Here is a 24247-nt window from a genome sequence, read left to right as displayed (position 1 = left end):
GATAGCCCCTGCGGCGGTTCGCCGCCGCAGGGGCCGTTCCGGTTACTGGCAGGCATCCGGAGGTGCCACCCAATCCGGGTGCTTACGGCTGTACATAGCGTAATCGGCACGCCGCAGCAGAGCGTCGGCTTCCTTGCCGTCATCCGGGTACAAGGCCAAACCGATACTCGCCGACACCATGAAGTCGAACTCGTCGATACTAATCCCTTCATCCAAACTGCGCTGTAGTTCTTCGACTACCCGCTCTGCCGCATTACGATCGGTCACATCTTCCAGAACCACGACGAACTCGTCGCCGCTCAAACGCCCCACGGTGTCCTGATCCCGTAACGATGCCTGTAAACGCTTGGCGACGGTAACAAGTAGGCGATCTCCGACTTCATGCCCAGCGGTATCGTTGACGGCCTTAAAGCCGTCCAGATCGCAAAATAGCACCGCCACGCGGTAGTTGTGCCGGCGCGCGCGCGACAACGCTTGTTGCAGGCGGTCTTGCAGCAAATTGCGGTTGGGTAAGCCGGTAAGCGTATCGTAATTGGCCAGCCAGTAGAGCCTCTGTGCCGAACGGCGGCTGATCTCCTCCTGCCGCAACCGTAATCGCGTATACGCGATCACCAACGCCAACCCCAACACGCCTGCTAAGGCCGCTGTAATCAAACTCGGCGTCGCCAACAGCTCCCACCCCAGCTGCCGTTCCACGACGAGCGAGAAAGGCTGGCTCGGGGCATCGAAGGTGCCGTTAAAGCGCAACATAGGAAACAGGTATCGCCCGACCCATCCGGGCTCCCGCCACTCGCGCCCCACCAGCAGCAAGGTACCCGATTCGTTATTATCCGGCTCATATCTCAACGCAACGCGGGTACCGTCGAGCAAACGATCGTCGGCCGGCAGCAGATCCTTGGCCCGAATCTTGAGCAACACGAAACCGCCTTCTCCCTCGGCACCGTTCGCGGACTCGAGAGGATGCACCAAGGCATAGGCAAGGTCGCCATAACGGAGAGCGAACGGCCGCGACGCAACGACACTGCCACGCTGCGCGGCCTGTTCGACCGCGCCTCTTAAAGTAAGCGTGCCGAACGTTCCGCCAGTCTTGATCCGGCTGTCGACCCGGCTTGGTTCGGTAAAGGTAATCGGCATTTCGCTCGGGCTGAGATTGTTAGCCTCCGCAGCGCCTTGCCCGACTTGTTGCACCTTATCTTCCAGCCCCGAAGGAACGCTAACGATAGCGTTACCGCCGACCACGACTTGATAAATATGGGGAAAACGAGGAAGCAGTTCGCGGCTAAAATGCCGCAGCGGCGCATCCACCTCGGGGTCGTGCACCTGCAGAAACACCACAACGCCGGCCAGCACAGCCTCGCTGGCTTCCAGGCGCGCGCTCATTTCGCGATGCAACGTCGCCGCGTGGAGTTGGAATTCGTCTTCTGCTTGCCGCAGTTGGCCAGACCATACGTGAGCCCCCAACAACGCGACTAAAACAATCCAAACTAGAATATGCACGGCCGCATACAAAGGCGCACGCAGCCGCGATTCCTGCGCGAAGGCGAAATCGACAACCATGATTCCCTTCCTGCTAGTAGTAAGGCGCAGTGCAACACCTTCTTAGCGGAAGCAAATCCCTATGCTTCTCGCCGTTCGATTAAGCAACAGTAATCCGCCATCCCCTTCTGCGAGGGCGTGCCCGGCTTTCTCGTGCTATGGCGCACCCGCTCAACCCGCTGCCGGCCCAAGCAAAGCCCCCTGCGAGGGCAGAGCGAGTAAGGGAGTCGCCTAGAGAATGTAACTGTTCTGCCCGCGCCAGGAAAGCCGTATTTGTCGAAGGGCCAAACATTGCTTAATCTTGACGTTCCAACAAACCTTTGGCCTTGAGAAGTCTGGAGCTGCTACATGCAAGCCGATAACGCATCCACCACTCTCCCGTCGACACCGCATTCGGCTACCTTGCTGATTCACTGCCAAGACCGCCAGGGTTTGGTTTCCCGGATAACCGACTTCATCGCCCGCAATAACGGCAATATCATTTACCTCGATCAGCACGTCGACGCCCAAAAGCAAGTATTCTTCATGCGCGTCGAGTGGGAGCTGGAAAGCTTCGCTATTCCGGCCGCCGACATCGCCGACCAGTTCCGGCAGGAACTCGCGGAACCGCTGGCTATGCACTGGCAATTGCACTTTAGCGACGAAACTCCGCGCATGGCCGTTTTCGTCTCCAAGTTGCCGCATTGCCTGTTCGACATTCTCGCCCGCTGCCAATCGGGCGAGTGGAACATCGACGTTCCCCTGATCGTCAGCAACCATCCCGACCTCAAACCGATCGCCGATCGTTTCGGCATCGACTACTACGTGCTGCCGATCACCCCAAACAACAAGCAAGAACAGGAAGCCGAGCAACGTGCCTTGTTGGCGCGGTACAATATCGATTTCGTCGTCCTCGCGCGCTACATGCAGATTCTGTCGCCGGAGTTTATCGATCATTACCCGGAGCGGATCATCAATATTCACCACTCCTTCCTACCCGCCTTTCCCGGCGCCAAGCCTTATCACTCGGCCTATGCTCGCGGGGTAAAAATCATCGGCGCCACCAGTCACTACGTAACGAGCGAATTGGATGCCGGCCCGATCATTGCGCAAGACGTGGTGCACGTTAGCCACAGGGATAGCGTGGAAGATTTAGTCCGTAAGGGCCGCGACCTTGAGAAGTTGGTCCTAGCGCGGGCGATTTGGAACCACACCCAACGCAAGATCCTCAGTTACGATAACCGCACCGTCATTTTCGACTAGGGTCTTTAGCCGAGAGTTTACGGTATCGTTAGAGCGCGGACATGCTCTAGGGCACGCCCGCGCGCCTCCGGCGAGCCGGTCTCGGCAAGACGTCTGCCGCCGCGGCTACTACGCTTGATTTGCCCAGGCACTACCGGCAAATCTGGGCGAAAGGCAAGGCCTTAAGAGGCTCAACTGGCGGATAACGCGCCGGGCGATGAGCAAGGAGCAGCCGCGTGGCGACGAGCATAGGAACGGAGTCCGATCCGTTAGCATTACTAACCCATCTGATAGAGCTTGACCTTGACGCGGTAGAAGCCTACGAGGCCGCCATACAACGGCTCGATGACCCACAAGCACGGGAACCGCTTGAGGAGTTCAAAGCCGAACATATCCGCCACGTCGACGAACTCTCGCAAGTCGTGCATCGCCTCGGCGGCGTACCGCCGCAGTCGGCCGATCTTCACGGGCTACTGGCCAAAGGCAAGGTGCTCATCGCTAATCTCGCGGGCGAGCGCGCTATCCTCAGCGCCTTGCGCAGCAACGAAGAGGACACGGTACAAGCCTACGAACGCGCCGTCGGGCGCCCCGAGCTCGATCTTGCCCTACACGAACTGCTCGCCCGTAATCTTGAAGACGACCATCGTCATCGCGCTTGGCTCCAAGCCAAGCTGCGGACGCTATGATGCCCTCGCGCCGGCAGCAAGGAGGCAGCCGTGACGCTTGCACCGATCGATAGTTTTCTTAGCCAACGCTCAAAGGCCGGCCTACTCATCTTATCTACGCTGCTACTCGCCTTTATGGGCGTTGTGGATATGCTGAGCGGCCCGGAGCTGGCGACCTCGGTGTTCTATCTCGTACCGATCATCATCGTCACCTGGTATGCCGGTTTCGGCATGGGCTCGTTAACCGCCGTCGCCGCGGCGCTGGTATGGCTGGGGGCAGAACGTTACGACGGTGTAGTTTATTCCTATGCCTTTATCCCATACTGGAATATGGGCGTCCGCTTTATTTTCTTTCTTCTGATCGCTTATCTGTTAGCCCGCTTACACGATGAGCTACGTAGCGAAGAGCAATTGGCGCGTACCGACGACCTCACCGGGCTTGCCAACCCACGCCAGTTTCGCCGCGAAACCGAATACGAAATTCACCGCGCCTCCCGCTACAACCATCCTTTCACCGCAGCGTTTCTCGACTTGGATAACTTCAAGGCCGTCAATGACAATTTCGGCCATTTGGTAGGCGACCAAGTACTGCGGGAAGTGAGCGACTGTATCAAAACCAGCCTACGCCGACCGGATCTAGCCGCTCGCTTGGGCGGCGACGAGTTTGCGTTGCTACTACCGGAAACCGACGTCGAAGGCGCCCACAGCATTCTCGAACGCCTGCAGGAGTCGATTCGAACGCGTATGCGTCAGCACGCCTGGCCGGTAACCGTTAGCATCGGCGCGATGACATTTATGCGGCCGCCGGAGTCTGTGGAAGAAATCGTTCGTCGCACGGACCGTCTGATGTACCGCGTCAAAGCCAGCGGCAAAAACAACATGCTGCACGATATCTATCGCGGCCCCACCGGCAGCATGAGCGGCCCGGCGGCACGGCAGCCGTAGCGCTCGGTCGAGGACGCGATCGCCCCGCCAAACCGGGCTGCCCTGCCCGCCAATATGCGAACCTTGCCAAAAAAAACCGACAAACCCTCCACCAAAACTCCATTCCGTGACGACGTTCGCGCAGCCCCTCAGAACCGCGGCAAAGGCTGGCTGTCACAGCGCATGAGACGGCAGCGATAACCCTACCGCTGTCGGCATCAGTGGACGGACCCGACGGAAAGACTCAGGACAAACACATGAAACACTCTCTGCAGTGGTCCCGTGTAAAACGGGCCCTCGGCTTTGCCCGCGCGCAACGATGGCTCGTCGCCGTCATTCTCTTTCTCACGCTATTGGTGGCCGCCGCCAACGCGCTGGAGCCGTTGGTCATGAAGTACATCTTCGACGGCCTGGGCGAAGCGGGCACCGTCGCCACCATCCTGACCGGCGTGCTACTTTTGGGCGGGCTCATCGTATTTCGCGAGATCGCTAACGGCTTTCCAACTGGCTGAGTTGGCGCACCCGCCTTGCCCTGCATCACGGCCTGTTGGACGCCACCATTCAACGACTGCACCGGTTGCCTCTCGAAGCGCAGCGACGCGACGGCGTCGGCGCCATCATGACGCGGCTCGATCGCGGCATCCAAGGTTTTATTAACGCCGTTAGCGAGATTGCGTTCAACGTCCTACCGGCCATTGTTTATCTCGCCCTGGGCATCATCGTCATGCTCCAACTCGACTGGCGGATGACCGTCCTGGTGCTGGCCTTTACCCCGTTGCCGGCGATTATCGCCGCCTTAGCCGCTCCTCGGCAGACCCGGCGCGAGCGGATTCTGCTCGACAGCTGGGCCAAGATCTACGCGCGGTTTAACGAAGTTCTCGCCGGTATCGCCACCGTGCGCAGCTTCGCCATGGAGGATGCGGAGAAAAAGCGATTCCTGAAAGATGTCGGCAAGGCGAACAATGTCGTCATCGGCGGCGTTTCGTTCGACACTTCCGTGGGCGCGCTGCAAAACCTCACCGTCGCCGCCGCTCGGATCGCAGCGATCGGTTACGGCGGTTATCTTGTCCTCACCGGGCAGATCACCCTCGGCACCCTGATGGCCTTCCTCGGCTATGTAAGCGGTCTGTTCGGCCCCGTACAAGGCCTTACCGGCATCTACACCACCGTCCACAATGCCTCGGTCGCCCTCGATCAGGTGTTCTCGATCATCGACGCCGAAGAGAACATTAAAGACAGCCCCAACGCTATCGAAGCGCCGCCTTTCAAAGGAGAAGTGGAGTTCCGCGAGGTTCGTTTCGCTTACGGCGAGCACGAGCCGGAACTACTGCACGGCATCGACTTGCATGTCAAAGCCGGCGAAAACATTGCCATTGTCGGCCCAAGCGGCTCCGGCAAGAGCACACTGATGGCGCTCTTGCAGCGTTTCTACGATGTTAATAGCGGCGCGATCCGCATCGACGGCCACGATATCCGCGACCTCAAGCAAAACAGCCTTCGACAACAAATCGGCGTCGTGATGCAAGACGCCCTGCTCTTTAACGAAACGGTGCGGGATAACATCGCCTACGGCCGCCCCGATGCCAGCTTTGAGGAGGTCGTTGCCGCCGCCAAAACGGCCAACGCCCACGCCTTTATCGAGCGCCTGGAAGACGGCTACGACACCGTCGTCGGCGAGCGCGGTACGCGCCTATCCGGCGGGGAGCGGCAGCGCATCGCCATTGCCCGAGCTTTGCTGAAAGACCCGCCTATTCTGGTGCTGGACGAAGCCACCTCCGCCCTCGACCCGGAGCTAGAGGCGCAGGTACAAGACGCATTGGAACGCCTCATCGCCGGCCGCACTACCTTTGTAGTTGCGCATAGGCTTTCGACGGTAGTCAATGCAGATCGCATCGTCGTACTCAAAGGCGGGAATATCATCGAGTGCGGGCGGCACGAGGCGCTACTCCAGGAAAAAGGCTACTACGCCTGGATCGTCGAACGCCAAACCCGTGGTTTACTATTGCCGCAAACACCCGCAGCCAACGGCCAAGCCGAGCTACGCCGGATCGGCAACAAAGGTTAACCGGCACACCGACGAGGGCGGCGTCGCATGCTATTGACGCCGCCCGACCCTCACGAGGCGCTGCTGACCTTTGTCGCCGCCTCGCTATTAGCGCTAGTGCATATTTTTGCCGGCCACCTCCGCGCCCATATCGGCGGCATCCCCCGTAGCGGTTGGCTCTCCATGGCCAGCGGCGCCTCCGTCGCTTACGTCTTTCTCTTTCTGCTACCAGAGTTGGCGCACAGCGAAGCAACCCTCGCCAACCTCTTCAACGACAGCAATTGGCTACAGAGCGATCACGCCTATCTGGCGGCCTTGATCGGTTTAGCCGTCTTTTACGGCCTGGAGCGAATGACCTGCGTCAGCCGCCGCAAACAGACTCCCGATCAACCGCTACCCGGCTTTTGGGTTCACATCGGCCTGTTCGTGCTCTACAACGCACTCATCGGTTACCTCTTGCTGGAACAACTACAAGAAGAAGCCGTTGCCGGGCTGGCGATCTACACCTCGGCGATGATGCTGCACTTTCTCGTTAACGATTACGGCCTGCGCCACCATTTCCCGCGCGGCCAGAGCAGCTACGGACGTTGGCTGCTGGCAGCCAGCGCGCTTGGCGGCTGGACACTCAGCATGCTCGTGCAGGTTAACGAGGCTGTGCTTGCCGTATTCCTCGCCTTTATCGCCGGCGCCGTCATCCTAAACACGCTCAAGGAAGAGCTACCGGCCGAGCGGGAAAGCCGTTTTAGCGCCTTTTTGCTTGGCGCCTTCCTGTACGCCTTATTACTACTTTCCATCTGAGCGCGGACGCCTTACCTTATTAATGCGACGTCAGCCCACAAACCGAACACGACTATGAGCGAAGCACTACATATCGTTTGCCCTCACTGTTTCAAAACGAATCGCGTGCCGGAAGCGCGCTTACGAGAAGGCGCCCGCTGCGGCAACTGCAAACAAGCACTGTTTACCGCCAGCCCCATCGCGTTGGACGACAATAGCTTCTCAGCCTTTATAAGCCGCACCGATATTCCGGTCGTGGTGGATTTCTGGGCGCCCTGGTGCGGCCCCTGCAAGATGTTCGCGCCGGTTTTCGAACAAGCCGCCGGCCAACTCGAACCCCAAACCCGGCTCGTGAAGGTAAACACCGAGCAGGCGCCGAGCACAGCACAGCGCTACGGCATCCGCAGCATTCCTACACTTGCCATATTCCGCCAGGGCAAAGAAATCGCCCGCCAAAGCGGCGCTATGAATTTAAGCGGGTTTATAAGCTGGGTTAGGCAAGTCACCTAACGAAGCGACGAAATAGGCTATTGCGGCAAGCCGGCAAAAAGCGTCAAGCAGTCGCCTGCAAGGCTTCTTAACCGTCGCCGCGTGCACTCGACCGTAGATAGAGCCACAGGCATAGAGGGCATTAACGGCGCCCTCAGTGCTTATCTAAGCTGTAGGCATCCATCAAGTGCCGGATACGCACTTCCTCTGCCTTGTCCGACGACTCGAACTCGAACCCTGTGTGATAGAACAGCGCATTCGTTTCCTTTTTATCCCAAACGCTACGGGCTTCGACGGTAATGTGGCGGCGACCGTCGATTTTCTCCGGTAACTCAACCCGCAGCCGGTAGGGCGTGTTCGGCTCGATCGGATCGTTACTCTGCAACATCGCCCCCATCGGCGTGATATCGACCAGATAGCCGATAAAACGGTTATCGTTCTCGTCAAAGACCTTAAGGTAGCGATTAACGATCTCCCGCTGCACTTTTCGCTCTTCCATCCTCGCCCTCCTTGCTCTCACCCATTACTATAGAACTACTATAGAACTCGCACCGGCCTACTGACAATCAGGCTCCCGCCCTTGCTCGCGGGCTCTTCATAGAGGGTCATGGCGTTCGGCATCCCGGCCTGCAAGTCGTCCATTCGGCGACCATGCGAGGGGTGAGTCGACAAAAACTCCGGCGGCTCGCCGTTGGCCGCAGCGGCCATGTTTTGCCATAAACGAACGCTCTCGCGCGGATCGAATCCGGCATCGGCCATCAAATCCAAACCGATAATGTCGGCTTCCCGCTCCTGGCTGCGACTAAACGGCAACAAGATACCAAATTGAGCACCAACCCCCAGCAGCCCCATTAACTGCGACTGTTCCCGAGACGGATCCCCGGCCAGCGCCTCCACGGCTCGCAAGCCGGCCTCGGTCGCATACGCCGTAGATATACGCTCGTTCGAATGATCGGCGAGAACGTGGGCGACTTCATGCGCGATCACTGTCGCCAGCTGATCCTGATTCTGCGCCACATCCAACAAACCGCTATGCACCCCGATTCTACCGCCAGGCAAAGCGAAGGCGTTCGGGCTCGGCTCGTCGAATAGCACAACGTCCCAATCGATCTCGCCTTCCTCGCCGTCGAGCTGCTCGGTAACCTGGTCGGCAACACAGGTCACATAAGCAGTCATTGCCTCATCGTCGCTTACCGGCAGCTCTTCCTGAATCGTCGCAAAGGCTGCCGCCCCCATTTCATCGATCTGTTCGCTCGGGAAAAGCTGCAACTGCGTACGGCCGGTCGGCGACGTCGTACAAGCAGCCAAGATTAAGGCCACGGCTACCAGGGTTAACACTCGATACATCATCCACTCCTCGCGCCCCGGCGCGTCAGCCGCGCCAGATCGCAAACAGCGCAGCCTGTAACTGAGTTGGGGGCTGCATAGGCGTGGGCAAGCCAAAATACGGTTTGCCCCGCAACGAAAAGAGGGGGTAGCACAGGCCACCCCCTCTTCATGCCGACCGGCCAAACCGCCGAGGCGGCCGGCAAACTCAGTTATGGCTAGCGAACACGGCCGTCGTACCGTCGCGATCGAAGGTTAAAACATCGTAAGCATCCGGCGCGACGCCTTCGACTTCCATGCCGGGCGAACCGATCGGCATGCCCGGCACCGTCAGCCCAGCCACATCCGGCCGCTCTTCGAGCAATCGCTTGATATCTTCCGCCGGCACATGCCCTTCAATGGCATAACCGTCGATAATTCCCGTATGGCAAGAAGCCAGCTCGCGCGTAATCCCGTAAGCCTGCTTGATCGGGGTCACGTCCGAGACTTCCCGCCGCTCAACGCTCAACCCATGCTCTTCGATGTGCTTGACCCAATCGCCGCAACAGCCGCAGAACGGACTCAAATACACCACCATATCGGCATCGCTATCCACCTCCGGGACAGAGGCCCGTTCGGCGCCCGCCTCGCGGCCGGCAAACCCCATCACCGAAAAACCGGCAATAGCGGCACAAAAGAAAACGACGAGCAGATAGCGAAAGTGCGTTTTATTCAAGGTCATAACCAAATACCTGGGCATGAGGACAACAGAACGTGTAAACAGGGTACTTCAGTATCCACCGAGAAAACACCGATAACCCTTGCCTTCGACCAACCCGCTAAGCGACTTCGGCAGCCCGAAACCTCCGCCAAGGCGCAAAGACATGTTTAGCGGCTCGGTTTAAATGACAACAAACCGACGCAGATTATCCCTGCGGGGTATCGCGATACACTCTATACCCCGCAAGGCTCGCTCAACTTGACTTACCGCAATGGGCGGGCTTGATAGTTCGTTCGCGACAACGCCTTGATCAGCTCGTCGGGCTCAACCTCGCCGACCACGCTGGCCGTTTCCTCGTCGAGCCAAACTTGCACGTCTTCAACCCCACCCACGGCACGCAAGGCTTTTTCGACGTTATCCTTACATGCCGGGCAACTCATCCCTTGCACTTCCAAGTGCTGCGTTCGCTTCGATCCCTCTGTCGGCATAGGGGCCTACTCTCCCAGTAAGTTATAATGTAACTACTTGGCTGCCGCCAGCGCTTGCTCGATATCGGCGAGAATATCGTCAATGTGCTCGATACCGATCGACAAACGCACCATGTCGGCAGTAACGCCGGCAGTCAGCAATTCCTCGTCGTTCAATTGCCGGTGAGTGGTGGTCGCCGGATGCGTTGCCAAGGACTTGGCGTCGCCAATATTCACCAAGCGCACGATCATCTGTAAGGCGTCGATGAAGCGGGCCCCCGCCTCTTTACCGCCCTCGATGCCGAAGCTGAGAATACCCGAAGCTCGTCCGCCCATATACTTCTCGGCCAACGGGAAATCCGGGCTGTCCTGCAAACCGGCGTACTTCACCCATTTCACTTGCGGATGCAGCTGCAAATACTCCGCAACCTTCTGCGCGTTCTCGCAGTGGCGATCCATCCGCAACGGGAGCGTCTCGATACCTTGCATGAGTTGGAACGCGTTAAATGGCGACAGCGCTGCTCCCATATTGCGCAACGGCACCACGCGGCAACGACCGATAAAAGCCGCCGGCCCCATCGCTTCGGTGTAAACCACACCGTGATACGAGCGATCCGGCTTCACCATCATGGGGAAGCGGTCGCCATGCTCGGCCCAGGGGAATTTGCCGGAGTCGACTACCACGCCGCCCACCGTCGTACCGTGCCCTCCCATGTACTTGGTCAGCGAGTGCACGACGATATCGGCACCGTGCTCGAACGGCCGCCACAAGTACGGTGTCGGCACCGTATTATCGACGATCAGCGGCACGCCCTTGGCATGCGCGAGCTTCGCCAAGCGCTCGATATCCACGATGTTACCGGAAGGGTTGCCGACCGATTCGCAGAACACCGCTTTGGTCTTAGCGTCGATCAGGCTCTCCAGCCTGGCGAAATCGTCATGCGCGGCAAACCGCGCCTCGATTCCCAAGTTCGGCAATGTGTGCGCAAAAAGATTATAAGTGCCGCCATATAACTGACTGGTGGTCACGATGTTATCGCCCGCAACCGCAATCGTCTGTATGGCGTAGGTAATCGCCGCCATACCCGACGCCACAGCCAGCCCGCCAATTCCCCCTTCCATTGCAGCGACGCGTTGCTCTAACACGTCGTTGGTCGGATTCATAATGCGGCTATAAATATTGCCCGGCACCTTTAGGTCAAACAGATCCGCCCCATGCTGCGTGTTATCGAAGGCATAGGACGTCGTTTGATAAATCGGCACAGCAACCGACTTAGTCGTCGGCTCCGGCTTAAAACCGCCATGAATCGCGATCGTTTCTAACTTCATTGGCTTTCACCTTACCTTTGTTACCCGCATTCGCCTTTCATAAAAGGCTTACATAAGCAGCACCGACTTTAACGGATATGGATTTCCTTAAGGAAGTACCGAGCAACGCTTTTACCCCGTCAAGAAGCACGCAAAGCGCATGAAGAAACACAGCCATAGCGCCCGCCACAGGCCATCGAGCACCGCTGGAGGAAAATAAAGAAGGATAGAAAAAAGAACGGAGCGCCAAGCGCTCCGCCACAAGAAGAAAAAACCGATCCGACAATTGGGGGGGGATGGGGTCGGACCGGTCAAAAAACCTGCCGGGTTTCTAAAAGGGATCTTCAAACTACTCGCCAACATCCCGCAGTCTCTACTAACTGCCCCCTTGCATGCCTCGTTAGAGCATTGCGGCGCGTTAAAGTTCCCTACCCGAACGACGCGATAGTATATTACAAAATGTTCGGCTTGGCTCGCCCTGCATATCGTCGTTTCAGAATTATGGCTGCTCTTCGCTAAACACAAGCTTTAAGGAAGCGCTTAAGCCATCCCTTTGCCGTGCTCCGGCTGTGCAGCTCGGTCAGCGGGCGCGACGCGCAAACGACATCCACAGCCTCTATAGGGGCAGCCCCGAATAAATTCAACACTCGCCTCTTACGGCAAGGCACTCGTAAAACGAAGCACCTTGCCGCGCTTCACACACCGTGCCGATAAACAACGCCCGTTGCTTACCAGCCATCGCCTCCAGCAGTGTCGTCGCCGAAGCCGTCGTCGGTTTCAGTCTCGGTCTCCTCGGTAAAAGTTTCGGTTTCCTGCCCAGGAGCCTGAGCCTGATCCTCCGGCGGCGCCCCCATGGGATCACCCGCTTGATCGCCCGGACCCGCCTGCTGATCGCACCCAACGGCGAACGCAAGCGGAAACGCTATTGCGAGAATGGCCAGCAACTTACGCATTAAGAACCTCCTTTCCCTGCTTAAGCCTTGACGAGGCCCAGTTATCCCAACAGGCCGCTGAAAAAAGGCCGTGGCAATATATTCTCCGAATGAATTAGGGGCGCCCCGCTCTTTTTCAGCAGCCTGCTAGACATTTAGAACTTAACTACATTCCCTGTATCTGTTCCCTTGCGTTAAGCTGGGGCCGTATAGCATTGATTCAAGTAGCCTCATATTCTAGTACACGATCGTTTACGCTCGTCATAACGCCCGCATCAATCCGCCGAGAATTATTTCGGCAGCTTGACAGGCTATTTAGAGAGTCCTCGCGATGAGCCAATTTACGTTACCTAACCGACAGTTGACGACCGAGGGCAAAATGCGACGGCTCGGCATTGAGTTCGAGTTTGCCGGCATAGAGCTCGATATCATTTGCGAGCTAATCGTCGATCTATATGGGGGCGAACATAAGGCTGAACGACGGTTTGCGCACGCGGTGGAAAACACACGCTGGGGCACCTTCGTGGTCGAAATGGATACCACCATTCTCAAGGACGAGAACTACCGCAAATATTTAGACATGATCGGCTTCGACCCGGCATCGGTACGCCGCGTTGAGGATTTTGTCGGTCGGATCGCATCGACACTTGTACCGCATGAGATCGCCTGCCCTCCCATACCCTTTGACGAAGCCCACCAAATAGAAGCGCTACGAGAGCGGCTGCGCACCCAGCAGGCGCTCGGTACGCGCGCCGCATTACGCTACGCCTTCGGACTGCACTTCAATCCGGAAGCACCCGCAACCGACGCAAATACGCTACTGAACTACCTTCGCGCCTTCTTTTTGCTACTGGACCACTTGCAAGTTGCCGGCAAAATCGACCTTGCCCGCCGTATCGCCCCGTTCATTAACGATTTTCCGGAAGCCTATATCTTCAAGGTGCTGGCACCGCAGTACCAACCGGACAGCGCACAATTGATCGACGACTACCTAGAATACAATCCGACTCGGAACCGCCCTCTGGACATGCTACCCCTGTTTGCCTGGATCGACGCCGCGCGCGTGCTACGCACGATGTCCCACCAACAGGAACTCATAAAACCGCGGCCGACTTTTCATTATCGCCTACCTAATTGTCTAATAGACGAGGAGCATTGGACGATCGCGCACGAATGGTCCGGCTGGGTAGCGGTGGAGGCACTTGCCGAGCAACCGGACGCCATTGCCGAACTCAGCCAGGCTTATTTGGCGCGCCACCGGCAACCGGTGATCGGACCCGACGAGCAATGGGCGAACTACATCGAACAATGGCTAGTGTCGAAAAACCTCGCATAGGCGTCAGTGGCCCCGAACGCGGCGGCGCGGCCGCCTGGCTGTGTACCGCCGCCGTGTTGCGGTGGGCCGGCGCCCGGCCGGTACGGATCACCCCAAAACGCCCGTGCGAGATCGAAAGCTTAGATGGGCTTGTCCTCGGCGGCGGCGCCGACATCGCCCCCGAACTATACGGCGAGGAGCCGGTTCCGTTGCAGGAGTTACGTGCGGCACATCGCTCGCGGCTCGCCTTTGTCGTCTCCTTACTGTTAGCGCCGCTTATCTACCTCCTGCGGCGCATGCTCAGCACCGGCATGCATGTTCGGGGCGATAAGGCGCGCGACGCGCTAGAATCGGCGCTTATCCAACAAGCGTTCAAACGGCGGCTACCGATCCTCGGCATTTGCCGGGGGGCACAACTGCTGAACGTACAATGCGGCGGCACTCTCCATCAGGAGTTATCGACCTTCTACGCCGAAACGCCGCAGGCGCACAGTATCTGGCCGTATAAAGCAGTCAACCTCGCGCCCGACAGCCGCCTGGCAAGCATCGTCGGCGACCTGCAATGCCGGGTGAACTCGCTCCACCGCCAAGCCGTCAACCGCTTGGCGGGCAACTTCCGCGCCGTCGCCCACGAGCCGAACGACGTCGTACAAGCCATCGAGCACCGCGACCGGGAGTTCGTCATCGGCGTACAGTGGCACCCGGAGTATCTTCCCTATCGCGCCGAGCAACGGGCCTTATTTAGCCACTTAGTCGAACAGGCCCGGACTTGCCTGAAGCGGGATCAATAAACCACCTGCAAGGCACCCGAAATCACTTCGTATTCCGCCGTTTGCGGATCCGTAAGCTCACCGTCCAACTCAAACGGCGGCAGCTCGCCCACCGGCTCAACGCGCACCCGCGCCGCTCGCTGCCAACGTACGAAGGGCGCCTTCAAATGGCCGCCGTTGTAGAGGCGCGGCACATAAGGAAGTATCTGGCGTACCGGCACATCCTGCACCAGTACCACATCGGCCAAACCGTCGTCGGCCAAAGCGTGGGGCGCGATCCGCATACCGCGGGCAAAGACGGTGCCATTGGCGATAGCCATGAGCACGACCCCACCCTCGTACCACAGCTCGCCGTCGAGAAAGACCCGCACCTGACCGGGCCGATACCGGGCCAGGGACTTCAAGGCCGTCCACAGATACGTGCCGGCCCAACGCCGATCCAGCTTATTAACCTCAGCCGCCACCATCCCGGAGACGCCAACAGAGGCAATATTCACTACCCACCGCGTCGCCTCGCCCTGGGTCAAGCGCATCACATCCACCGGCCTCGGCGCAACGCCGAGCGCCCGCTCCAACGCCGCTTTCGGCTTTGCCACCAAGCGCAAGCCACGCGCCGTATCCGAGCCGCTCCCCACCGGCACCAACCCCAAGGCCGTGGCACATCCCCGGTCGAGTAAAATATTGGCCGCATGATTGAGGGTACCGTCCCCCCGATGGCAACGACCCGCCGTACCCGATCGTCGAGCAACTCGATCAAGCGCTGGCGCGCCTCTTGCGGATTGACCGCATCGACGTAGCGGGCCTGCCTAACCTGGCTGATCTGATCGCGCAAATCGTGCCAAACCTTACCCGCCCGCCCGGACGCGGCACGGGGGTTCACAACGAAAACGACATCTTGCATTAATCACGCTCCACCGGCGACCGACTGTAACGGCATCACAAAAATAATGACACGACCATCTGAAGATCGAAAAATCAGAAGAACTTGATGTTATTCCCACGCAACCGCACTTCATCCTGCTCAAAGAGCTGTATAATGGCCGGTTTTCGGCGCAGTTTAGGAGCAGCCATGACGGAGCGTATCGCCCGCCTCGAATCCGACCTTGCCCAGCGCATCCTGATTCTGGACGGTGGCATGGGCACCATGATCCAGAATCAGCAGCTCGAAGAGGCCGACTTTCGCGGGGAGCGCTTTGCCGACCACCCCAGCGAACTCAAGGGCAATAACGACCTGCTGGTGCTGACGCGACCGGAGCTGATCAAGGCACTGCACAAAGCATACCTCGAAGCCGGCGCCGACATCGTGGAGACCAACACGTTCAACTCCACGGCTGTCTCCCAGGCCGATTACGGTATGGAGCATCTTGTTTACGAGCTCAACCGTACGGCCGCCGAAATCGCCCGCGCAGCCTGCGACGAAGTCGGCACCGCCGACAAACCGCGTTACGTCACCGGCGTGCTCGGCCCGACCAGCCGCACCGCCTCCATCTCGCCCGACGTCAACGATCCGGGCTTTCGCAACATCACCTTCGACGAACTGGTCGAAAACTACCGCGAGGCCGCCCAAGGGCTGATCGACGGCGGTGCGGATCTGTTCCTGGTCGAAACCATCTTCGACACCCTCAACGCCAAAGCGGCCCTGTTCGCGCTCGACAGCGTGTTCGAGGAGCGCGGCCAAACACTGCCGATCATGATCTCCGGCACCATCACCGACGCCTCCGGCCGTACCCTCTCGGGCCAGACCACGGAAGCGTTCTGGAACTCGCTGCGCCACGCCCGACCGTTCTCCATCGGCCTTAACTGCGCGCTCGGTGCCGAAGAGCTGCGCCCTTACATGAAAGAGCTGGCCCGGATCGCCGACACCTACGTCTCGGCGCACCCCAACGCCGGGCTGCCCAACGAGTTCGGCGAATACGACCAATCGCCGGAGTATATGGCCAAACTGGTGCGCGAATTCGCCGAGAGCGGCTTTATCAACATCGTCGGCGGTTGCTGCGGCACCGAACCGAGCCACATTCAAGCCATCGCCGAAGCGGTGGCGGACCTGCCGCCGCGCCCCGTGCCCGAACTCAAGCCGACCATGCGCCTGTCCGGCCTGGAGCCTTTAAACATTGACGAAGACTCCTTATTCGTCAACGTCGGCGAACGCACCAACGTCACCGGCAGCGCCCGCTTCCGCCGCCTGATCAAAGAAGGCGACTACGAAACCGCGCTGGACGTCGCCCGCGAGCAGGTCGAAAACGGTGCCCAGGTCATCGACATCAACATGGACGAGGGCATGCTCGACTCCAAGGAGGCGATGGTCACCTTCCTCAACCTCGTCGCCTCCGAGCCCGACATCTCGCGCGTGCCGGTCATGATCGACTCCTCTAAATGGGAGATCATCGAAGCCGGCCTCAAGTGCATTCAGGGCAAAGGCATCGTCAATTCCATCTCCATGAAAGAAGGCGAGGCCGCCTTCCTGCACCAGGCACGCCTGTGCAAACGCTACGGCGCCGCCGCCGTCGTCATGGCCTTCGACGAAGAAGGCCAGGCCGACACCCTGCAACGGCGCATCGACATCTGCACCCGCGCCTACAAACTGCTCACCGAAGAAGTCGGCTTCCCGCCCGAAGACATCATCTTCGACCCCAACATCTTCGCCGTCGCCACCGGGCTGGACGAGCACAACAACTACGGCGTCGACTTCATCGAAGCCACCCGTTACATCAAGCAAAACCTGCCGCACGCCAAAGTCAGCGGCGGGCTGTCCAACTTGTCGTTCTCCTTCCGCGGCAACGACCGCGTACGCGAGGCCATGCACTCGGCGTTTTTGTACCACACGATCAAAATCGGCATGGACATGGCCATCGTCAACGCCGGCCAGCTGGAAGTATACGAAGAGATCGACCCCGAGCTGCGCGAACACGTCGAAGACGTCATCCTCAACCGCCGCCCGGACGCCACCGAGCAGCTGCTGGAACTGGCCGAAAAATACAAAGGCCAGACCGGCAAAGAGCGGGTGGAAGACCTCGCCTGGCGCGAGCTACCCGTCTCCAAGCGGCTTGAGCACGCGCTGGTCAAAGGCATCACCGACTACGTCGACAACGACGTCGAAGAAGCCCGCCAAGCCTACAACCGCCCCATCGAAGTCATCGAAGGGCCGCTGATGGACGGCATGAACGTGGTCGGCGACCTGTTCGGCGCCGGCAAAATGTTCCTGCCCCAGGTGGTCAAATCCGCCCGCGTGATGAAAAAGGCCGTCGCCTACCTGCTGCCGTTCATCGAAGCGGAGAAAAAACCCGGCGACGAGGACCGCGCCAAAGGCAAAATCCTCATGGCCACCGTCAAAGGCGACGTGCACGACATCGGCAAGAACATCGTCGGCGTCGTCCTCCAGTGCAACAACTACGACGTCGTCGACCTCGGCGTCATGGTGCCGGCGGAGAAGATTCTCGCCACCGCGCAAGAGGAAGGCTGCGACATCATCGGCCTATCGGGCCTAATCACCCCCTCGCTGGACGAGATGGTCAACGTCGCCAAGGAAATGCAGCGCCGCGAGTTCAAGATCCCGCTGCTCATCGGCGGCGCCACCACCTCGCGCGTCCACACCGCGGTGAAAATCAGCCCCAACTACGACGGCGACGTCGTCTACGTCAAAGACGCCTCGCGCGCCGTCGGCGTTGCCTCCAACCTGCTCAGCGACACCCTCGCCGAAGGCTTCTCCCGCCAAATCCGGGAGGAATACGAGAAAGTTCGCGAGCAACACAAAGGCCGCCAGAAAAAGAGCAAATGGATCAAAATCGACGCGGCGCGCACCAACCGCACGCCCATCGACTGGAGCGGCTACGCACCGACCAAACCGCGCCAGCTCGGCGTCCAGACCCTGGACGACGTACCGCTTGCAGTGCTGGCCGACTACATCGACTGGTCCCCCTTCTTCCACGCCTGGGAGCTCGCCGGCAGCTACCCCAAGATTCTCGACGACGACATCGTCGGCGAGCACGCCCGCAAGCTGCTCACCGACGCCAAAGCCATGCTCAAGCAGATCGTCGCCGAAAAATGGCTTAAAGCCCGCGCCGTGTTCGGCCTCTTCCCGGCCAACGCCGTCGGCGACGACGTCGAACTCTACACCGACGATACCCGCAGCGAAGTGCTAACCACCCTGCACCACCTGCGCCAGCAAAACGAAAAACCCGCCGGCCGCCCCAACCAGTCGTTGGCCGACTTCGTCGCCCCCAAAGACACCGGCATAGCCGACTACGCCGGCGCCTTTGCCGTCACCGCCGGCATCGGCATCGACGAGCACGTCGCCCGCTTCGAAGCCGACCACGACGACTACAACGCCATCATGGTCAAGGCTCTGGCCGACCGCTTAGCGGAAGCCTTCGCCGAGTACCTGCACGAGCGCGTACGCAAACAACACTGGGGTTACGCCACGGACGAGAACTTCGACAACGAAGCGTTGATCAAAGAAGAGTATCGCGGCATCCGACCGGCGCCCGGCTACCCGGCCTGCCCGGATCACACGGAAAAAGCCCTGCTCTGGCAGCTGCTCAACGTCGACGAAAACGCCGGTATTCACATTACCGACGCCTTCGCGATGGTGCCGACAGCAGCCGTTAGCGGCTGGTACTTTGCTCACCCCGACGCCCGTTACTTCGGCATCGGCCGGATTTATCGCGACCAGGTCGAAGACTACGCCGCGCGCAAAGGGATGAGCCTACGGGAAGCCGAGCGCTGGCTCGGCCCCAACCTGGGTTACGAACCGGAAGAATAAACCCTAAAGTTACCGCCTTAGCACCGAGTGCGCTTTGCCTTATGCATATTCAACCAGATGAGTTTGCCGATCAGTTCCCCCCGCTTACCTCAAGCGGGGCGCAACTACTACCTCGACGACCGGGTGCAAGCACTAGAGCTGCGCGCCTCTACCCTCTACGCCGAAGTACAGGGCACCGGCAGCGAACCCTATTACTGCGAAATAATCCTGCAACGCCGCGGTTCGCTCATCATCCACGGCAACTGCACCTGCCCGATCGGCTACAACTGCAAGCACGTCGCCGCCGCCTTATACGCCTGGAGCCAACAAGGCAGCGACAAAACGCAAGACGGCCTAGAGCAAGAGCTGCAACACTGGCTGGAGCGCCTGGAAAGAACCCAGCGCGCCGCCGACGCCGGCACCGCCGCGGAGCCGGATCAACTGCTCTATGTGCTCGACACCGACGTCGGCCCGGCCGACAAACCGCGCTTTGCCGTCACCCCCTACAAAGTCCGGCAACTGAAAAAAGGCGGCTACGGCAAACCGCAGCTGTTTCGCGGCCAAAGCGGGCGCTTTCTGAATACCACCGACTACGGACTGCTCGCGCGCCTGCGTAACAACAGCAAATATGGCCGCTACTACCTAAGCGACAACGACGGCGCCGCTTTGCTGCGCGACCTCATCGGCACCGGCCGCTGCCACTGGCAGAGCCTCGACACTCCGCCCCTGAGCGCAGGGCCGACCCGCAACGGCCGCTTCGAATGGATCGCCGGCAGCGACGGCGAGCAACAACTACAGCTGCACATCGACGGCGACGGCTTAGCCATAGACGTCAGCCCGCCCTGGTACCTCGACCCGAACCAACACCTCTGCGGCCCGGTGGCAACGCCCTACGGCGAAGCGCTCACCCGCGCCTTGCTCGAAGCCCCGCCCATACCCGCCGAACAAGCCGTCGATTTCAGCGAGCGCCTCGCGCGCCTACCGGGCAGCGAACGCCTCCCGCACCCGCACCGCTGGCAGCGGCAAACGCGCGGCGACATCGCCCCCCGCCCGATACTCCGGCTCGACAGCCCGGAGCTGGATCAACTGTTCACCCAGACGCTCGGTAGCCTATCGCCGCACGAACTGCGCCTGGCCTTCGAAGTCAGCGACGAGCGCTGGCTGCACCGAGCCAGGCTCGAGTTCGACTACGCCGGCCACCGCATCGAAGCCAGCGACACTCACGAGCACATCAACGCCCGCGACGGCGACACCTTACTGAGCATTCGCCGCCAAACCGCGCAAGAAGAAGTGCTGCAAGATCAGCTCCTCGACTGCGGCCTAGTACGCCTCGGCCGCCTCGGCTTCGTACCGCCCGAACCCGCCGCCTGGGCCGATTTCATGCTCAACGTCGCCCCGCAACTACGTGCGGCGGGCTGGCGCATCGAAGTCGCCCCCGACTTCCAGTTCCAGCTCGCCGACGCCGAGGACTGGTATGCCGAACTCGAAGAAGCCACCGGCGAAGACTGGTTCGGGCTCGATCTGGGGGTCGTCGTCGACGGCGAACGCATCAACCTGCTGCCCATTCTCGCCGACATCCTGCGCGACCTCCCCCCGCCGAGCGAGCTGCGCGACGAGCAGGTCGTCCTCGCCCCGCTCGAAGACGGCCGCCTGCTGCCGGTACCGGCGCGGCGCGTCAAACCGATGCTACAAACCCTGCTCGAACTCTACGACGGCCACAGCTTCGACGAACAAGGCCGCCTACAGCTCTCCCACCTGCACAGCCCCGCCCTGGCGGAGCTAAACGAAAGCAGCGACTGGCACTGGAGCGGCGGCGAAGCCCTGATCGAATTCGGCCGCCGCCTCAGCGACTTCGACGGCATCCAAGCCGTCGAACCGCCCACCACGCTCAACGCCGAACTCCGCGACTATCAACGGCGCGGGCTCGACTGGCTGCAATTCCTGCGCAGCTACCAACTCAACGGCATCCTGGCCGACGACATGGGGCTTGGCAAAACCGTCCAGACGCTAGCGCACGTCCTGACCGAAAAAGCCGCCGGCCGGGCCGACCGGCCCAGCCTGATCGTCATGCCCACCAGCCTACTCAGCAACTGGCGTCACGAAGCGCAACGGCTGGCGCCCTCGCTCAAAACGCTGACCCTGCATGGCGCGCAGCGGCAAGCGCTACTCCCGAAGGTGCCGCAACACGACCTCGTGTTCACCACCTACACCCTGCTCAGCCGCGACCTGGAAGCGCTGCAAGCCTACGACTACCACCTCCTGGTACTCGACGAAGCGCAAAACATCAAAAACCCGCGCGCCCGCGCCGCCGCCGCCGCCCGCGAACTCAACGCCCGCCACCGGCTCTGCCTCACCGGCACGCCGCTGGAGAACAACCTCGGGGAACTGTGGTCGCTGTTTCACTTCCTCATGCCCGGCCTACTCGGCAGCCGCGAGCAATTCCGGCGCTTATTCCGCACCCCGATCGAAAAACACAACGACCCCGACCGCCGCGCCCGCCTGCGCCGCCGCGTCGCGCCGTTTCTCCTGCGCCGCACCAAAGAAGCCGTCGCCAGCGAACTACCGGGCAAAACCGAAGTGATCCGCACCGTCGAGCTCAGCAACCAACAGCGCGACCTCTACGAGACCGTACGGCTAGCCATGCACGAGCGCATCCAAAGCGAAGTAGCGCGCAAAGGCCTAAACCGTAGCCACATCGTCATTCTCGACGCCCTGCTGAAGCTGCGCCAAATCTGCTGCGACCCGCGGCTGGTCAAGCTCGAAGCCGCCACCCAAGTCAAAGGCTCCGCCAAGCTCGACCTCCTCAAGGACATGCTGCCCGAACTCATCAGCGAAGGCCGCCGGATACTGCTCTTCTCCCAATTCACCAGCATGCTCAACCTCATTGAAGTCATGCTCAAGGAAGCGCGTATTCCCTACGTCAAGCTCACCGGCAACACCCGCGACCGTGAAACCCCGGTGCAGCAATTCCAGGCCGGCGCAGTACCGCTCTTTCTAATTAGCCTCAAAGCCGGCGGCACCGGCCTCAACCTCACCGCCGCCGACACCGTCATCCACTACGACCCATGGTGGAACCCCGCCGTCGAGCGCCAAGCCACCGACCGCGCCTACCGCATCGGGCAAGACAAACCCGTTTTCGTCTACAAGCTCATCACCGAAGGCACCGTGGAAGAGAAAATCGCCACGCTACAAGAGCGCAAACAAGCGCTCAGCGACGCCCTTCTCGCCGAAGGCCAAGGCGCCACCGCCCTCACCGCGGCAGACCTCGAAGACCTCTTCGCACCGGTTGACGAAAACTAACAAGAGCTACCCCGACGACTGGTATTGCTGGTTATAAAGTGTGGTGCGCTTCGCGCAATTGATTTGGCAGGCGCCTCCGGTAGGTTGGGTTGAGCCAACGGCGAAACCCAACATCCCCCAGCCCCATCCCACCCAGCAAGCGTTTGAAGATGTTGGGTTTCGGCTGCGCCTCAACGCCAACCTACCAAGCCGTCGGTATACTGCCTTACGGCGGTAGTAAAGACAGGAAACTCACGGTGCGGAACGAGGCTTCTATCAGGTCACAGCCGGCAGACCTGGCGGCGCCAGGCGAACAGACAGGTCACCGCCAAGGCATCTCGCCAGCCCCAGCATAGAAACCGCCCCCTTTACCTCAGTCTTCGCGGCGCAGCGCCCGGTGGCGAGCCTGCTCACGCGCCATTTCGATAGTGGTCTCCACGCGCACCAGGCGCCGGTCCATATCGAGTTGACGCTCCTGCACATGGTCCACCTGCTTGCCCAGGTTCTGGACCTCTTTGGTCAGCGAGACGATCTCGCGTGAGAATTCAAACAGCTTGTCAAAGAGCCCCACGCGGCGCCTCCTACTCAAACAGGCGACTGATCGCCTCCAACTCTTCTGGGTGCGCCGCGTAGTAGGCGCGCGTTTCGTCTGCCACTTGGCGCCGATTGGCCTCGCGCGCCTCGTCAGAGAGCCCGTTCACCACGCGCTCACGAAGTGTGGCGAGCTCCCGGCACGTCTCGCGCAGCGCCTCGGCCATTGCGTTCAGCGCCGCCTCAACCTCAGCCTCATTAGCGCCCTTGGCGTCCGGGTCATAGGCCTCGATCGCACGACGCACGATCTCCGTCGCGCCAACGCCCTCGCGCTTGCGCAGCCGTTCGACCTTGGCGATTTGCGCCTTGGAGACGAGGTACTGCCGGCGGACTAGATTCTCTTGTGGTTCCATACTGCTCCACCGTGGTTAGCCAATGCTTTAATTGTACACATACACACCACATACACAATCCAAAGTACACCCCGAAACATCCGCTTTATGCCCCGGGGGCTGGCCTCGACGTACGTCGCGCACTGGAACAGGCGGCAAGGAAAGGGTCGACATACGAAAGATACTCACAACCCCACCGCCGCCAGCGCCGAGCGTAGTTCGGCGGCGTAGGCATCGTCGCGGCCGTCGGTAGCCGCTCGCGTAGGTGCGGGTGCGCCGGATCGTGCTCGGGCGGAATCCCCAAGTCCGACGCTTGCAGCACGAGAGCCTGCTGCCGCAGGTCGACGGCGACATCGTTGCCAAGCGAGTTTTTGGCATTGACCAAGTTCGCCAGACCCTCCAGAAGAAAATCCGCGCTGTGTCCTGCTTCCTGTATGAGGTCCAGATCGCTTGCTTCGATTGTCATCGTCGTTCCCTCTCTGGATACCCACGGCCACTCCGCAGGCTTCGTATAGGGACAGCTACCCGTATAGAGGTAGGCTGGCAGCGAAGCGGCAGGCCGCAAGACCAGTCTACGGGTCGCGGAGGAATAGCTTCCCGTGCGGAGCCCCCCCAAACAGCCCCCTTGACACCCGCCCCCACATCCCGAACAATTCCCTTCAACAAGAAGTAATTAATCAACTACATACCAAGGAACGGGGGGCTCCATGGACCTGGGGGATAGGGATTTTTCGCGTCTGTCGCTGGAGGTGGCGGACTTCCCGCCGCTCAATGCCATCGCCTTACACGGTCGCGAACAGTTTTCCCAGCCCTTCCGCTTCGAGATCGACATC

At 60.2% G+C, this 24247-nt stretch carries 23 protein-coding genes; 11 read left to right on the top strand and 12 right to left on the bottom strand.

Annotated elements, in window-relative coordinates; genetic code table 11:
* Window positions 1-42 precede the first annotated feature (42 nt).
* On the bottom strand, window positions 43-1557 hold the full coding sequence (locus CAI21_RS15695; RefSeq protein WP_116303162.1) for a GGDEF domain-containing protein: 1515 nt from the start codon (window positions 1555-1557) through the stop codon (window positions 43-45).
* Between the two features lie 327 nt (window positions 1558-1884).
* On the opposite strand from CAI21_RS15695, the gene purU reads away from it, so the two are divergent.
* The 7 genes from purU to trxC all read left to right on the top strand — a co-directional run bounded on the left by purU (window position 1885) and on the right by trxC (window position 7677).
* A complete protein-coding gene (gene purU / locus CAI21_RS15690; protein ID WP_116303161.1) occupies window positions 1885-2778 on the top strand; it encodes a formyltetrahydrofolate deformylase in 894 nt (297 codons plus the stop codon).
* A gap of 215 nt (window positions 2779-2993) precedes the next feature.
* Window positions 2994-3443: a DUF2383 domain-containing protein gene (locus CAI21_RS15685; RefSeq protein ID WP_116303160.1), complete on the top strand. Its 450-nt coding sequence runs from the start codon at window positions 2994-2996 to the stop codon at window positions 3441-3443.
* Between the two features lie 30 nt (window positions 3444-3473).
* A complete protein-coding gene (locus tag CAI21_RS15680) occupies window positions 3474-4367 on the top strand; it encodes a GGDEF domain-containing protein (protein ID WP_116303159.1) in 894 nt (297 codons plus the stop codon).
* Window positions 4368-4603: 236 nt separating this feature from the next.
* Complete coding sequence (locus CAI21_RS24080) at window positions 4604-4858, top strand: hypothetical protein (protein WP_116303158.1); 255 nt, start codon at window positions 4604-4606, stop codon at window positions 4856-4858.
* Between the two features lie 35 nt (window positions 4859-4893).
* Window positions 4894-6411 carry an ABC transporter ATP-binding protein gene (locus tag CAI21_RS15670; protein WP_220348500.1) on the top strand — a complete coding sequence of 506 codons (1518 nt, stop codon included), beginning with the start codon at window positions 4894-4896 and terminating at the stop codon, window positions 6409-6411.
* A gap of 27 nt (window positions 6412-6438) precedes the next feature.
* A complete protein-coding gene (locus tag CAI21_RS15665) occupies window positions 6439-7188 on the top strand; it encodes a hypothetical protein (RefSeq protein WP_116303156.1) in 750 nt (249 codons plus the stop codon).
* Between the two features lie 54 nt (window positions 7189-7242).
* Window positions 7243-7677, top strand: a complete 435-nt coding sequence (gene trxC, locus CAI21_RS15660; RefSeq protein WP_116303155.1) for a thioredoxin TrxC — start codon at window positions 7243-7245, stop codon at window positions 7675-7677.
* 133 nt (window positions 7678-7810) lie between these two features.
* Here trxC and CAI21_RS15655 read toward each other — a convergent pair whose 3' ends face one another.
* The 6 genes from CAI21_RS15655 to CAI21_RS15630 form a co-directional block, all read right to left on the bottom strand.
* The gene (locus CAI21_RS15655) at window positions 7811-8155 is read right to left on the bottom strand and encodes a PilZ domain-containing protein (protein ID WP_116303154.1); all 345 of its coding nucleotides are present in this window, start codon (window positions 8153-8155) and stop codon (window positions 7811-7813) included.
* Window positions 8156-8193: 38 nt separating this feature from the next.
* Window positions 8194-9003, bottom strand: a complete 810-nt coding sequence (locus tag CAI21_RS15650; RefSeq protein ID WP_258868966.1) for a M48 family metallopeptidase — start codon at window positions 9001-9003, stop codon at window positions 8194-8196.
* Between the two features lie 187 nt (window positions 9004-9190).
* Window positions 9191-9703: a DUF411 domain-containing protein gene (locus tag CAI21_RS15645; RefSeq protein WP_258868144.1), complete on the bottom strand. Its 513-nt coding sequence runs from the start codon at window positions 9701-9703 to the stop codon at window positions 9191-9193.
* Between the two features lie 242 nt (window positions 9704-9945).
* Window positions 9946-10170 (bottom strand): heavy-metal-associated domain-containing protein, encoded by a 225-nt coding sequence (locus tag CAI21_RS15640; protein ID WP_116303152.1) that lies wholly within the window; start codon window positions 10168-10170, stop codon window positions 9946-9948.
* A 33-nt stretch (window positions 10171-10203) separates the two neighbouring features.
* On the bottom strand, window positions 10204-11478 hold the full coding sequence (locus CAI21_RS15635; protein ID WP_116303151.1) for a bifunctional O-acetylhomoserine aminocarboxypropyltransferase/cysteine synthase: 1275 nt from the start codon (window positions 11476-11478) through the stop codon (window positions 10204-10206).
* 707 nt (window positions 11479-12185) lie between these two features.
* The gene (locus CAI21_RS15630; RefSeq protein WP_116303150.1) at window positions 12186-12410 is read right to left on the bottom strand and encodes a hypothetical protein; all 225 of its coding nucleotides are present in this window, start codon (window positions 12408-12410) and stop codon (window positions 12186-12188) included.
* 310 nt (window positions 12411-12720) lie between these two features.
* Here CAI21_RS15630 and CAI21_RS15625 point away from each other — a divergent pair, with 310 nt between their 5' ends.
* Together CAI21_RS15625 and CAI21_RS15620 are read left to right on the top strand one after the other, a co-directional pair.
* Complete coding sequence (locus CAI21_RS15625; protein WP_116303149.1) at window positions 12721-13725, top strand: amidoligase family protein; 1005 nt, start codon at window positions 12721-12723, stop codon at window positions 13723-13725.
* On the top strand, window positions 13698-14495 hold the full coding sequence (locus tag CAI21_RS15620; protein WP_116303148.1) for a gamma-glutamyl-gamma-aminobutyrate hydrolase family protein: 798 nt from the start codon (window positions 13698-13700) through the stop codon (window positions 14493-14495). The genes CAI21_RS15625 and CAI21_RS15620 overlap by 28 nt, the downstream gene beginning before the upstream one ends.
* Here the strand turns inward: CAI21_RS15620 and CAI21_RS15615 are convergent.
* Together CAI21_RS15615 and CAI21_RS24075 are read right to left on the bottom strand one after the other, a co-directional pair.
* Window positions 14489-15124: a diacylglycerol/lipid kinase family protein gene (locus tag CAI21_RS15615; RefSeq protein ID WP_258868143.1), complete on the bottom strand. Its 636-nt coding sequence runs from the start codon at window positions 15122-15124 to the stop codon at window positions 14489-14491. The two genes, CAI21_RS15620 and CAI21_RS15615, sit on opposite strands and share 7 nt — an antisense overlap.
* Window positions 15007-15375 (bottom strand): diacylglycerol kinase family protein, encoded by a 369-nt coding sequence (locus CAI21_RS24075; RefSeq protein ID WP_220348496.1) that lies wholly within the window; start codon window positions 15373-15375, stop codon window positions 15007-15009. The genes CAI21_RS15615 and CAI21_RS24075 overlap by 118 nt, the downstream gene beginning before the upstream one ends.
* A gap of 168 nt (window positions 15376-15543) precedes the next feature.
* Between CAI21_RS24075 and metH the strand changes: the two genes are divergently transcribed.
* Entirely contained in the window at window positions 15544-19233 is a 3690-nt protein-coding gene (metH, locus tag CAI21_RS15610; RefSeq protein WP_116303217.1) for a methionine synthase, read from the top strand.
* A 57-nt stretch (window positions 19234-19290) separates the two neighbouring features.
* The gene (locus tag CAI21_RS15605) at window positions 19291-22512 is read left to right on the top strand and encodes a DEAD/DEAH box helicase (RefSeq protein ID WP_116303146.1); all 3222 of its coding nucleotides are present in this window, start codon (window positions 19291-19293) and stop codon (window positions 22510-22512) included.
* A 352-nt stretch (window positions 22513-22864) separates the two neighbouring features.
* On the opposite strand, the gene CAI21_RS15600 is transcribed toward CAI21_RS15605, so the two are convergent.
* The 3 genes from CAI21_RS15600 to CAI21_RS15590 form a co-directional block, all read right to left on the bottom strand.
* Entirely contained in the window at window positions 22865-23062 is a 198-nt protein-coding gene (locus tag CAI21_RS15600) for a hypothetical protein (protein ID WP_116303145.1), read from the bottom strand.
* Between the two features lie 10 nt (window positions 23063-23072).
* The gene (locus tag CAI21_RS15595) at window positions 23073-23435 is read right to left on the bottom strand and encodes a hypothetical protein (protein WP_116303144.1); all 363 of its coding nucleotides are present in this window, start codon (window positions 23433-23435) and stop codon (window positions 23073-23075) included.
* An 85-nt stretch (window positions 23436-23520) separates the two neighbouring features.
* On the bottom strand, window positions 23521-23880 hold the full coding sequence (locus CAI21_RS15590) for a hypothetical protein (protein WP_116303143.1): 360 nt from the start codon (window positions 23878-23880) through the stop codon (window positions 23521-23523).
* Window positions 23881-24247: the final 367 nt, after the last annotated feature.

The sequence above is a fragment of the Alkalilimnicola ehrlichii genome, assembly GCF_003399765.1.
Classification (GTDB): Bacteria; Pseudomonadota; Gammaproteobacteria; order Nitrococcales; family AK92; genus AK92.
The sequence above is the reverse complement of the archived record's forward strand: the minus strand, read 5'-3'. Positions and strand labels throughout refer to the sequence as shown.

What these genes read in the sequence shown, in the direction of transcription:
- CAI21_RS15695 (WP_116303162.1), bottom strand. Translation starts at nt 1,557, where the DNA reads ATGGTTGTCGATTTCGCCTTCGCGCAGGAATCGCGGCTGCGTGCGCCT.
- purU (WP_116303161.1), top strand. Translation starts at nt 1,885, where the DNA reads ATGCAAGCCGATAACGCATCCACCACTCTCCCGTCGACACCGCATTCG.
- CAI21_RS24080 (WP_116303158.1), top strand. Translation starts at nt 4,604, where the DNA reads ATGAAACACTCTCTGCAGTGGTCCCGTGTAAAACGGGCCCTCGGCTTT.
- CAI21_RS15665 (WP_116303156.1), top strand. Translation starts at nt 6,439, where the DNA reads ATGCTATTGACGCCGCCCGACCCTCACGAGGCGCTGCTGACCTTTGTC.
- trxC (WP_116303155.1), top strand. Translation starts at nt 7,243, where the DNA reads ATGAGCGAAGCACTACATATCGTTTGCCCTCACTGTTTCAAAACGAAT.
- CAI21_RS15655 (WP_116303154.1), bottom strand. Translation starts at nt 8,155, where the DNA reads ATGGAAGAGCGAAAAGTGCAGCGGGAGATCGTTAATCGCTACCTTAAG.
- CAI21_RS15650 (WP_258868966.1), bottom strand. Translation starts at nt 9,003, where the DNA reads ATGTATCGAGTGTTAACCCTGGTAGCCGTGGCCTTAATCTTGGCTGCT.
- CAI21_RS15645 (WP_258868144.1), bottom strand. Translation starts at nt 9,703, where the DNA reads ATGACCTTGAATAAAACGCACTTTCGCTATCTGCTCGTCGTTTTCTTT.
- CAI21_RS15640 (WP_116303152.1), bottom strand. Translation starts at nt 10,170, where the DNA reads ATGCCGACAGAGGGATCGAAGCGAACGCAGCACTTGGAAGTGCAAGGG.
- CAI21_RS15635 (WP_116303151.1), bottom strand. Translation starts at nt 11,478, where the DNA reads ATGAAGTTAGAAACGATCGCGATTCATGGCGGTTTTAAGCCGGAGCCG.
- CAI21_RS15630 (WP_116303150.1), bottom strand. Translation starts at nt 12,410, where the DNA reads ATGCGTAAGTTGCTGGCCATTCTCGCAATAGCGTTTCCGCTTGCGTTC.
- CAI21_RS15625 (WP_116303149.1), top strand. Translation starts at nt 12,721, where the DNA reads ATGAGCCAATTTACGTTACCTAACCGACAGTTGACGACCGAGGGCAAA.
- CAI21_RS15620 (WP_116303148.1), top strand. Translation starts at nt 13,698, where the DNA reads ATGGCTAGTGTCGAAAAACCTCGCATAGGCGTCAGTGGCCCCGAACGC.
- CAI21_RS24075 (WP_220348496.1), bottom strand. Translation starts at nt 15,375, where the DNA reads ATGCAAGATGTCGTTTTCGTTGTGAACCCCCGTGCCGCGTCCGGGCGG.
- metH (WP_116303217.1), top strand. Translation starts at nt 15,544, where the DNA reads ATGACGGAGCGTATCGCCCGCCTCGAATCCGACCTTGCCCAGCGCATC.
- CAI21_RS15605 (WP_116303146.1), top strand. Translation starts at nt 19,291, where the DNA reads ATGAGTTTGCCGATCAGTTCCCCCCGCTTACCTCAAGCGGGGCGCAAC.
- CAI21_RS15595 (WP_116303144.1), bottom strand. Translation starts at nt 23,435, where the DNA reads ATGGAACCACAAGAGAATCTAGTCCGCCGGCAGTACCTCGTCTCCAAG.
- CAI21_RS15590 (WP_116303143.1), bottom strand. Translation starts at nt 23,880, where the DNA reads ATGACAATCGAAGCAAGCGATCTGGACCTCATACAGGAAGCAGGACAC.